The sequence below is a fragment of the Rhizobium sp. IY2 genome, assembly GCF_047532935.1.
GTDB lineage: Bacteria > Pseudomonadota > Alphaproteobacteria > Rhizobiales > Rhizobiaceae > Rhizobium > Rhizobium anhuiense.
This window is the reverse complement of the sequence record NZ_JBLKNU010000006.1, coordinates 121087-131963: the sequence shown is the minus strand read 5'-3', so window position 1 is coordinate 131963 and position 10877 is coordinate 121087. Positions and strand designations below refer to the sequence as shown.

The 10877-nt window shown below is 62.0% G+C and carries 8 protein-coding genes; 6 read left to right on the top strand and 2 right to left on the bottom strand.

What is annotated here, in order from left to right; genetic code table 11:
• Positions 1–54 precede the first annotated feature (54 nt).
• Entirely contained in the window at positions 55–1308 is a 1254-nt protein-coding gene (locus ACMUVN_RS20005; protein ID WP_028756873.1) for a sarcosine oxidase subunit beta family protein, read from the bottom strand.
• A 247-nt stretch (positions 1309–1555) separates the two neighbouring features.
• Here ACMUVN_RS20005 and ACMUVN_RS20000 point away from each other — a divergent pair, with 247 nt between their 5' ends.
• A complete protein-coding gene (locus ACMUVN_RS20000) occupies positions 1556–2602 on the top strand; it encodes a FecR domain-containing protein (protein WP_414815409.1) in 1047 nt (348 codons plus the stop codon).
• 5 nt (positions 2603–2607) lie between these two features.
• Here the strand turns inward: ACMUVN_RS20000 and ACMUVN_RS19995 are convergent, their stop codons facing one another.
• On the bottom strand, positions 2608–4779 hold the full coding sequence (locus tag ACMUVN_RS19995) for an adenylate/guanylate cyclase domain-containing protein (protein WP_132575861.1): 2172 nt from the start codon (positions 4777–4779) through the stop codon (positions 2608–2610).
• A gap of 288 nt (positions 4780–5067) precedes the next feature.
• On the opposite strand from ACMUVN_RS19995, the gene ACMUVN_RS19990 reads away from it, so the two are divergent.
• The 5 genes from ACMUVN_RS19990 (at position 5068) to ACMUVN_RS19970 (ending at position 10829) form a co-directional block, all read left to right on the top strand.
• A complete protein-coding gene (locus ACMUVN_RS19990) occupies positions 5068–6669 on the top strand; it encodes an adenylate/guanylate cyclase domain-containing protein (RefSeq protein ID WP_047616608.1) in 1602 nt (533 codons plus the stop codon).
• Positions 6670–6846: 177 nt separating this feature from the next.
• Positions 6847–7059, top strand: coding sequence for a 30S ribosomal protein S21 (gene rpsU, locus ACMUVN_RS19985; RefSeq protein ID WP_003585885.1), 213 nt, complete (start codon positions 6847–6849; stop codon positions 7057–7059).
• Positions 7060–7193: 134 nt separating this feature from the next.
• A complete protein-coding gene (locus ACMUVN_RS19980; RefSeq protein WP_047616361.1) occupies positions 7194–8063 on the top strand; it encodes a tetratricopeptide repeat protein in 870 nt (289 codons plus the stop codon).
• A gap of 528 nt (positions 8064–8591) precedes the next feature.
• A complete protein-coding gene (locus tag ACMUVN_RS19975) occupies positions 8592–10244 on the top strand; it encodes a sensor histidine kinase (protein WP_097543080.1) in 1653 nt (550 codons plus the stop codon).
• 102 nt (positions 10245–10346) lie between these two features.
• Positions 10347–10829: a DUF992 domain-containing protein gene (locus ACMUVN_RS19970; protein ID WP_047616357.1), complete on the top strand. Its 483-nt coding sequence runs from the start codon at positions 10347–10349 to the stop codon at positions 10827–10829.
• Positions 10830–10877: the final 48 nt, after the last annotated feature.

Below are 10877 nucleotides of genomic sequence, written 5' to 3'. Positions count from 1 at the left end.
GGGGGTAAGCGACGAAAGGAGTGAGCGTCCGAGGCTCAGCCATAACATTTGTCATCAGTGCGCCACCGCCGCCGCCGCTGCTTCGTCGATCAGCCGGCCGCTGCGAAAACGCTCCAGCGTCAGCCCGGCATTGAATTTATGCGGCTCGTCGCGGGCAATCAGATGCGCGAAGAGATTGGCCGAGCCTGGCGTCGCCTTGAAACCGCCGGTGCCCCAGCCGCAATTGACGTAGAGCCCGGGAACCGGCGTCTTCGACTGGATCGCCGAACGATCCGGCGTATTGTCGACGATGCCGCCCCATTGCCGCATCATCTTGACGCGCCGGAACATCGGGAAGAGCTCGCAGATGGCATCGAGCGTGTGGGTGATGATCTGCAGCCCGCCGGTCTGGGAATAGGAATTATACTGGTCGGTGCCGGCGCCGATGACCAGCTCTCCCTTGTCGGACTGGGAGATATAGGCATGCACCGTGTTCGACATGACGACGCAGGGAAAGATCGGCTTCAACGGCTCGGAGACCAGCGCCTGCAGCGGGCTCGATTGCAGCGGCACACGCACGCCGGCCATCTGCATGACCGTTGTCGTATGGCCGGCCGCCGACACGGCGACCTTCTTGGCGCCGATGAAACCGCGCGAGGTCTCGACCCCGGTCACCCGTCCGTCCGCACCGCGCCGGATCCCGGTCACTTCACAATTCTGGATGATGTGCACGCCGCGGTCCGAGGCCGCTCGCGCATAACCCCAGGCGACCGCGTCGTGCCGCGCCGTGCCGCCGCGGCGCTGCAGTGCTGCGCCGTTGATCGGGTAGCGCGCGCTGGCCGAGATATCGAGCGGCGGACAATAGGCCTTCGCCTGCTCCGGCGTCAGCCATTCATTGTCGATGCCGTAGAGCCGGTTGGCATGGATATGCCGCTTGAAGGACTGCTGGTCGTGAATATTGTGCGAAAGCATCATCACGCCGCGCGGCGAATACATCACATTGTAGTTGAGCTCCTGGGAAAGCCCTTCCCAGAGCTTCATCGAATGCTCGTAGATGTGCATGCTCTCTTCATAGAGATAGTTCGAGCGGATGATGGTGGTGTTGCGCCCGGTATTGCCGCCGCCGAGCCAGCCCTTCTCGATCACCGCAACATTGGTGATGCCGTGTTCCTTGGCGAGGTAGTAGGCGGCACCCAGCCCGTGGCCGCCGGCGCCTATGATGACGACGTCGTATTCAGCGCGCGGCTCAGGCGAAGTCCACTGCTTCTCCCAGCCCTTGTGGCCACGAAGGGCCTCCCGCGCCACGGCAAAAACCGAATATTTCCGCATCCGCCTTCTTCTCCTTCGGGCAAGGGGCTGTTCTCCGCGCCCATACAAATCGCAAATCCAAATGCGGCACAACGGTTCTTTTGCGACGCGCGAGAGCTTTGCTTTTGACACTAAACGACATGATGGCGAAAAACTGCGCGGTTTTCGGTCGACGCCATGCTCTGCCTCCTCCGTCCTAGCCCAACAGGGTGAGAAGACAAGCAATTGCTAAAATGCTAATCATCGCATGTTCTGGGGTATGTGTATCATGTGGGGTTGGCGCTCAGTATCCGTCGCGACGCTTTGCGTCGCGTTAAGCAGCGCATGGCCGGCACCCGCCGCCGAGCCGGTCGGCCAGGCTGTCGTCATCAAGACCGAGGTGACGGGACAAAGCGGCCCGATCGAGGTCGACACCAAAGTTCATCGCAACGAGCGCATCAAGACATCGCAATCGGGGCTCGGCCAGTTCCTGTTTCGTGACGGCACGAAGCTCGCGGTCGGCTGGGGTTCGTCGGTTGTCATCGACAAATATGTCTTCGATGATTCCCAATCGGTCAAGAAACTGACCATCAGAGCGGCAAAAGGGACGTTCCGCTGGGTCAGCGGCAGTTCCAACTCCTCGGCCTACCAGATCCTGACGCCGGCCGGCACGATCGGCGTACGCGGCACCGCTTTCGATTTCTACGTCGGCCCTGACGGCACGACCGCCGTCGTGCTGCTGAACGGCGCGGCCCAGTTTTGCGGCCCGGGCGGCTGCCGGCAGTTGCAGCAGCGCTGCGATTGCGTGGTGGCCAAGCCGAACGGCAATATGTCGGCGGCACGCCGGGTCGATCCCAGTGTTCTCGAGACGCTCGGAAATCCGCGCGCCCTCCCCTTCCTCTCCGGCAATCAGCGACTTTCGGGCGGCATCGGCATGCTCGGCGGCTGCAATGTGGCCTCCGTCGCGCCGGAAAGAAAAGAGAGAAACCAGCCCTCGCCTCCGTCTTCAACCGAGCCGGCGCCCAATCCGCAGCGACAAGATCCGCCGCAGCGGCAGGCCGAGCCGCAGAAAGAGCGGCCGGCCACGCCCGACAAGCCCGACAAGCCCGACAAGCCTGACAAGCCTGACAAGCCTGACAAGCCGCATCACGACAAACCGGATAAACCCGATAAGCATGATGGCCGTGGTCGGCATGAACATCACGATCAGCACGATGATCACGACTATCACGATCGAGGGGATCATCGGGATCGTGACCGCGATCACGATAAAGATCGGGATCACAACAGGGATCGGAACCATGGCAAGGGCTGGGGTCTCAATCGCAACCGCTGACACCCTCAGTCGGCCGCACTCTTCTCCAATCCATCAGGCGCCTCGCGAAAATGATCCGTCCTGCCGGATATTCGTTGATAGAATTCCGCCAGTCCGTCGATCACCTGCACCGCCCTGAGCTTTGCCGTGCCGATAAGCTTGCGGGTGTTCTTCGAATGCGAAAGCAGGGCCTGCATCAGTTGCTGATGAACGCCAACAAGTGCTGCAAACTCGGCAGATGCGGCAACACGTTCGTCGCCGACGACGGCAAGGATCTGCGTTCGGCTGCTCTTGCCTTTGAGCGGAATGGCGCCGGCCTCGATCAGCGCCATCCCCTGCACCGACTTTGCCGTGCTGTCGGATATCAGAATATCGAAGCCAACCTCCTTGCAGCATGATTCGAGCCGCGCCGCGACGTTGACGGCGTCGCCGACCGCCGAATAGTTGAAGCGGGTCTTGGCGCCCATATTGCCGACGCAGGCAAGGCCGGTATGAATGCCGATGCCGATCCCGACCTTTTGTTCAGGCCCGAAGCCGAAGGCGTCGCCGGCATTCAATTCGGCCAGCGTTTCACGCATGGCAAGTGCAGCGCGAACCGCCTTGGTTTCATGATCGGCCACATCGACGGGCGCATTCCAGAATGCCATGATCGAATCGCCGATGAACTTGTCGAGCGTGCCTTCATTGGCCACCACATGACGGCTCAGCGCATCGAGCAACGTGTTCAGGAACGCAACGACATCCGTCGGCGCCAGCCGCTCGCTGATCTCGGTAAAGCTCCTGACATCGACGAACATCACCGTCAGCTCGCGGTCGTCGCCGCCGAGGCGCAACGCGTCGCGGGTATGCTCGATGCGATGCAGCAGCGACGGAGAAAGATAATGGCCGAAGGCCCGCCGCACCGCCCGCCGCTCCCGGTCGATCACCAGGATCCGGAAGGAGGTCGCGGCAAAATGGATGATTGATCCGCTGACGATTGGAGCCAGCGGATCGAAGAGAAGTCCTGCATACAGAAACGAGAGCCAGGACGCCACCAACCCCATTGCCGTGATCAGCAGGCCGCAGATCAGCGCGACCGCCGGGCTGACGAAGGTCGTCACCACGACGAGCAGGCATCCGAGCACGGCAATCATCAGGATTTCCAGGCCGTCCGCCCAGTCGGGCCGCGACAGGTAATGACCGGAGAGGATCTGCTCCACAGCCTGCGCATGCAGCGAAACGCCGGGAACGTTCTCGCCGAGCGCGGTGACGCGAATGTCCTGCAGGCCGGCCGCCGACGTGCCGACGAAGACGATGCTGCCGTCGATGGCGGCCGCGACCTCGGGAGCGGCCCCTTCGGCGGCGAGCACCTGCCGGGCGGATATGTACCGCTCGGCCCGGTCGGGACTGACATAAAGCCAGAGTTCGCCCGCCGCCGTCAGCGGCACGACGAAATCCCCGATCTTTACCGATGTCATGATGCCGGCGCGATCGGGCGCGCCTGACAGCACATAGGTCGACACTCCCTGCGCCACGCGCAGGGCCTCGATCGCCAGATTCGGATAGAGCTGCGTGCCGTCGGTCAGAAACAGCGGCACCGCCCGCACCACCGGCGAGGGATTGCCGGGGTTGAGGCTGATATGACCCAGCCCCGCCGCCTTGGCCTCCAATTGCGGCCTGAGCGGTGTCGAGGCGCGGAGATAGGGTGGAGCCGAGACGGGGCTTTCGCCGGTGAAGGCAAAGCCCGCCTTGACAGGCGGCCGGTAATTGCCCTCGTTGGAAAGACCGAAGCCGAGGACGACGGGTTTCTCGGCAATTGCGCTGGCGAATATCTCGTCATTGTCAGGCAGCTTCTCGGCAAGGGAAGGATCGACGCCGGCAACCTCGCGGACAACGTTGCGCGGCGACAGCCGGTCCGGCTCGGCGAACAGAATATCGAAGGCGATGGCCGCAGCCCCCATCTGCGAAAGCCGGTCCACCAGCAGGGCGATCCGGTCCCGCGGCCATGGCCATTGGCCGAATTCGCGCAACGATGCCTCGTCGATGTCGATCACGCGGACCGGCATCGGCTCGAAGGTTCTGGGAACCAGCCGCTGATACTCGTCGAACGTCACGCCGCGGATCAGCTTGAAAATCCCGGGATCGCCGGCCCGGAGGATCGTCAGCGCAGCCACGATCGCCAGGCCGATAACGACACCGATTTGCTGCACGCGCGTCATCATCTCACCGGGCGTCCCCTCCCACGGCAGACAGGGTAGAGCGGACCGAACCTGCCGTCAGACAGGCTACGCCGCTTTCAGTTCAAACGCCATTCGCACATGCTTCCCGAGCAGTGTCTTTTCCGCCTCCCGCATTTCGTTTTCCGGCCGGCGGCCGGCAAACCTCTTCAATACCAACACACCTCCAATTTTGGCCGTGCTTTTGCTTGGATGACAAGGCTTCGACCTTGCTCGGCGCGCGGCGAAATGTTCTTGTAGCGACCGAAAAATCGGATGCTTTCGAAAGCGATGGAGGTCGCCGTGATTTCCGAAACCGCCGCGCGTCGCAGCGGCCACTGGCTGATTGTCGTCGTGCTGGCAATGCTCGCAGGGCTGCCGCTGGCCGTCTGGCTCGATATCAGCGATCTCTCCGGAAACACCCTGCGGCGTCAGGCGCGCGACATGAGCTCGCTGATATCGAGCATCCGCTCCTACTATTCCGCCAATGTCGTGGGGCGCGTGCTGGCCGCCCATGCCAGCGGCGCGACCGAAGGCACGATCGTCTCTCACAACTACGCGAATATACCAGGCGCCATTCCGCTGCCGGCCACATTGTCCCTGGAGCTCGGCGACGTCATCAAGGAACAGCAGGCCAATATCACCTACCGTTTCGTCTCCGACCTGCCGTTCAAGAGCCGCGCCTCTCACGAGCTCGACGACTTCGAGAAGAAATCGCTCGCCGCGTTGCGCGCCAATCCGCAGCAGACGCTGAACGATCTCACCCGCGTCGGATTGACCGACACCTTGCGGTTCATCACCCCCGTCGTCATGGGCCAGGCCTGTGTTGCCTGCCACAATAGCCATCCCGAAAGCCCGAAGACTGATTGGAAGGTGGGCGATGTGCGCGGCATTCAGGAGGTCATCATCCGGCAGCCTTATGCGGGCAACGTCTTCGCCTTCAAATACCTGCTCTGCTATTTTCTTTTCGTCGCCATCATCGGCATCAGCTTCATTCTGCTCCAGCGGCAGCAGGCGCGCGCGATCCATAGCGCCAACCAGGATCTGGAAGCGGCGAACGAGTTTCTCGCCAGCGTTTCCCTGAAGATATCGCGCTATCTCTCGCCGCAGATCTACAAGAGCATCTTCTCCGGGCAGAAGGACGTGGTCGTGCATACCGAGCGCAAGCGCCTGACGATCTTCTTCTCCGACATCAAGGATTTCACGGCGACGACCGAGCGCCTGCAGCCGGAAGCGCTGACGGAGATGCTCAACGAATATCTGACCGAAATGTCGAATATTGCCCTGGAGCATGGCGGCACGGTGGACAAGTTCATCGGCGACGCGATGCTGGTCTTCTTCGGCGATCCCGAAACCAAGGGACCGGAGGAGGACGCCAAAGCCTGTCTGCGCATGGCCGTCGCCATGCAGCACCGTCTCGGCGAACTCAAGGACAGATGGCGCAGAAACGGCACCGAAGAGCCCTTCGTCGTCCGCATGGGCATCAACAGCGGCTATTGCAATGTCGGCAATTTCGGCAGCAATGACCGTATGGACTATACGATTATCGGGGCGGAGGCCAACCTCGCGGCCCGGCTGCAATCGATCGCCCAAGGAGGAGAGATCGTCATCAGCTACGAAACCTATGCGCTGGTGAACGAAATCGTCGACGCCCATCCCCTGCCGCCGATCACGATGAAGGGCATCCAGCGCGAAATCGTGCCCTATGCGGTGGATGGGCTGACGCTCGGCGCGGATCACAAGAGCCGTGTTCTCAGCGAGCATCTCTCCGGCCTTGACCTGCATCTGGATATGAGCCGGCTGGAGCCGGCCGACCGCCTCCGGGTCAGGACGGCTCTCAAGGAGGCCATTGCCGCGCTGGATGAAGCCGCGCCCGAAACGGCCGGATCGTGAGCGGATTCGGGGCAGGCGTGATTTTTCCACCTGCCTCCCATATCCATCTGGACTTCCCATACCCGATCTGCTATTTCGCATCACCAATCGCAAGGCTGCGGCCGCGCGAACGTTATTGTTTTGCCTCTGGCCGCTGCGCCGCCTCCGGCATCAACCAACCAAAGGAACGTGATTCTCGTGCAGGTACTTGTCCGCGATAACAATGTTGATCAGGCTCTCCGCGCTCTCAAGAAGAAGATGCAGCGCGAAGGCATTTTCCGCGAAATGAAGATGCGCGACTACTACGAGAAGCCGTCGCAGAAGCGTGCTCGCGAGAAGGCCGAGGCTGTTCGTCGCGTTCGCAAGCTGGCCCGCAAGCGCGCCCAGCGCGAAGGTCTGGTCGCACGCTGAGCGTTGCCGTCGTTTTTTCGACGTTTTCAGATGCATTGTGGCGGGGGCGATGGGTTCGCCGCCGCCTTTTTAGTTTGCCGCTGAAGATCGCATATCCGCGCACCGGATATGCCGCATGGGGAAAGCGAGCCCGAATGGCTGTCAACACCTTCAATCCGTCCCGCGCTTTGCGCTTGCAGAAAACCGCATTCCTGCCCGCCTTGGCGCTGGCGGCGATGTTCGGCCTCGCCGGCTGCGAGACGACCAACACCTCGGATGCCGTGATCCGCATCGACAAGGCGCAAGGTTCGGAAGAGAACATCGCTTCGCTGACGGCTGTTATCAATGCCAATCCGAGAGATCCAGAAGGTTACAACGTCCGCGGCTCCGCCTATGGCCGCGCCGGCGAGTTCCGCCAGGCGTTGAACGATTTCAACACGGCGCTGCAGATCAATCCGCGGTTTTTCCAGGCCTACGCCAACCGCGCCCTTGTCTATCGCAACATGGGCCAGCAGGCTCAGGCGATTGGCGATTACAATGCCGCCCTGCAGATCAATCCGAGCTACGACGTCGCCTATATCGGCCGCGGCAATGTCTATCGCATGGCTGGCCAGGACGATCAGGCTTTCAACGATTTCGACAAGGCGATCCAGCTCGGCACCACCGATGGCCGCGCCTATCACAATCGTGGCCTGATCTATCAGAAGCGCAATCAGCAGGACAAGGCGATCGACGATTTCTCGAAAGCCATCTCGCTCGCGCCGAATTCTGCCGAACCCTATAATGGCCGCGGCATTTCCTATATCGCGCTGAACGACGACGACAACGCCTTTGCCGATTTCAACCATGCGATCGAGCTCAACGGCAACCTCGCCGAATCCTGGGCCAACCAAGCGCTCGTCTACGAACGTCGTGGCGATAAGGCGAAGGCCGCCCGCTCTTATCGCCACGCGATCGGCCTCGATCCCAAATACCAGCCGGCACGCGACGGTCTTGCCCGAGTCGGCGTTGCCCCAGCCGGCTAAGGATATGAATCGGGCGGCCCGAAAACATCGGCCGCCCGTAGCAGCCCCTGCCGATCGCACCGCCCATCGGGGCGCCGGCCAAAGCCCTGAAGATTCAAACGAATCTTGCGGAAGCACCCTGCCGATATCGTCAATGTGAGATTGTGTCGCGCCGGGCGGCGGAAGCGATCCCCGCCAAAAAAAGCAGCCGCGCACCTCCTTCAGAAGAGACGCCGGAAAAAGCGTCCGTCACCGTCGATCGCGTGTCATACCATGTTGCAACCTGCTCTTGCTCCCCCTAACATGGCGCTGCTTCGATAGCCCGCTATCGGGCGTTCGAACACGTGTTGGGGGCGGTTTGCGAGAGATGCGGATCTTTGCTTTCCTGGCCGCAAGCGAAAACCGTTGCGGGCCACGCGCATTCCGGCGCCGCGCGTCTTTTCAGGCGCGTAAAGGATGCAGTCACCCTGTGAATGGCTGCATAATTGTACCGTTAGATCGATCCGATTTAAGGAATTATGCCGTAGCCCACGTCATGTGGCGCGGCAGATGAAGATCGTCGCACTGTTCTTTCCCAAAGCCTCGATCGGCACCTACCTCGTCGCCATGGCGGTGGCGATCGCACTGCCGATCTTCGCCTTTGTGACGCTGCTTCTGCTGCAGCTGGAAGACAACCAGCGCTCGGCGCTGAGGCGCGAGACGGCCCAGGATGCGCTCGCCCTTTCGCGCATCATTGATCGCCAGCTTCAGGATATGGCAACGACGCTGCGGCTGCTTTCCAGCTCGCCGGAGCTGGAAAATGGCAATCTCGCCGCCTTCCACGAACGCACCGAAACGGCCCTTCGAGACAATACGCTTTTCGTCATCGCCGTCGATCGCAGCGGCCAGCAGTTGTTGAACACACGCCGGGCATTCGGCACACCGCTCGACAAGACGGCGAACATGCCTGCCCTCGAGGCGGTCATGGCTTCCGGTCGCATCGAAGCATCGGACGTCTTTCGCGGCCGGACCAGCGGCGATTGGGTTTATAACGTCACCCTGCCGCGGAAGAACGATCCCGTTGCTGCCCTCATCATTACCCAGGATGCCAAGGATCTGCGCAAGCTCGTGACCACCGAGGGTCTTGCAACCGGCTGGTCGGCTGCCGTCATCGATGACAGCGGCCATGTCGTCGCGGCCACCGGCCCCGCCAATCTAGAACCCGGCACGGCTTTCGATCCGCGCATCCTGCCGGCACTCACCGCGCCGCGTGGCGTCTTCCGGGACGAGACGATCCTGCCGCACATGCTCCTCGGTTATGCCCAAATCCCAGGTTGGTCGTGGAAGACAGTGATCTGGGGACCGATCGCCCAAGCTTCGATCCTTAGCACCTGGCGTTTCCTCATCATCGGCGGCGTCGCCCTGGTGCTCGTCGCCGTGCTGGGCGCCTATGCCGTCGCAAGGCAGGTGCGTACCACCATCCGCGATATCGCCGAAATGGCGAACCGCATGGGCGAAGGCCATATCGTCTCGCCGGTCGAGACCAGCGTCATCGAGGCGAACCAGGTGGCGATTGCTCTTTCGAATGCCTCTTTCGATCGCAGCCAGACCGAGGACCGACTGCGTTTCGTCATGCATGAGCTCGTCCACCGCACCAAGAATCTTCTGACGCTAGCCCAGGCAATGATGCGCCAGCTCGCCAAGCAGTCCGACAGCGTCGAGACCTTCCGCGCCGCCGTCGCCGACCGCCTCGAGGGGTTGGTGCGTTCGATCGAGCTCCTGACCAGCGAGCAATGGGGCGGGGTGTCGCTGCGACGGGTGGTCGACATTCATCTGCAGGCCTTCCCGCAATCGCGCGAGCAGATCGACATCAGCGGGCAAGACTTCGTGCTGAAGCCGGATGCCGTGCAGAATCTCGGCCTCGCTTTGCATGAACTTGCCACCAATTCGGTGAAATACGGCGCGCTCTCGGTGCCGCAAGGCCGCGTCCGCTTCGAATGGCGCGATATCAGGGAGGAAGACAAGCCGGATGCCCTGCTCCGCTTCACCTGGGAGGAGCAAGGCGGCCCGACGGTCACCGAGCCATCACGCTCGGGCTTCGGCACGACCGTGATCAAAGCCCATGCCGCCTCCGCCTTCCGCGGCACGGTTGAGATCGATTTCCGCCCCGAAGGTCTGCTGTGGGTGCTGACGGCGCAACGCGCCACGCTGGAGCGGGAATAGAGCGCTGCGCGTCTCTGCAGACGCGCTGTCACTTTGAATCTGCGCCCGGAACAATCGCTATTTCCACCCGTTTCGGACAGGTCGTTCCAAAGGAGAAAGACCATGTTCAAGCAAATCATGATCGCAGCCGCGGCACTGACGGCCGCTGCCTGGGCGAGCCCGGCGGGCGCGGAAAACTATGTCACGCTTGGCCGTCTGGTCTGCGGATCGGATGGCGGCCAGGGTCTGATCGTCACCTCGCAGAAGAACCTCATCTGCACCTACACACCGGCATCCGGCGGCGCCAAGGCGGTCTATGCCGGAAAGATCGAGAAATTCGGGCTCGATATCGGCCAGACCGGCAAGAGCGTCATGATCTGGCAGGTGCTGGCAAAGACCGGCACGGATATCCCGCAATTCGCCCTCGCCGGCGAATATTACGGGATCGGCGCCGATGCGAGCATCGGTGCAGGCGCCGGCGCCAAGGTCATCGCCGGCGGCACCGACAAGGCCTTCATGCTGCAGCCGTTGAACGTTCAGGCGCAGGAAGGTTTGAACCTGGCGATCGGCGTCGAGAAGATGACGCTGGTGCCGGGCGAGACCTGAGGAAACTAGCCAGGTCTGCCGCAAATCGAACAGCCGCCCCGAGGGCGG

Bases quoted from the DNA above. Each gene is read 5' to 3' on its own strand.
- ACMUVN_RS19995 (WP_132575861.1), bottom strand. From the start codon at position 4,779: ATGACGCGCGTGCAGCAAATCGGTGTCGTTATCGGCCTGGCGATCGTG.
- ACMUVN_RS19970 (WP_047616357.1), top strand. From the start codon at position 10,347: ATGTTCAAGCAAATCATGATCGCAGCCGCGGCACTGACGGCCGCTGCC.
- ACMUVN_RS19990 (WP_047616608.1), top strand. From the start codon at position 5,068: ATGGAGGTCGCCGTGATTTCCGAAACCGCCGCGCGTCGCAGCGGCCAC.
- ACMUVN_RS20000 (WP_414815409.1), top strand. From the start codon at position 1,556: ATGTGGGGTTGGCGCTCAGTATCCGTCGCGACGCTTTGCGTCGCGTTA.
- ACMUVN_RS20005 (WP_028756873.1), bottom strand. From the start codon at position 1,308: ATGCGGAAATATTCGGTTTTTGCCGTGGCGCGGGAGGCCCTTCGTGGC.
- ACMUVN_RS19975 (WP_097543080.1), top strand. From the start codon at position 8,592: ATGAAGATCGTCGCACTGTTCTTTCCCAAAGCCTCGATCGGCACCTAC.
- ACMUVN_RS19980 (WP_047616361.1), top strand. From the start codon at position 7,194: ATGGCTGTCAACACCTTCAATCCGTCCCGCGCTTTGCGCTTGCAGAAA.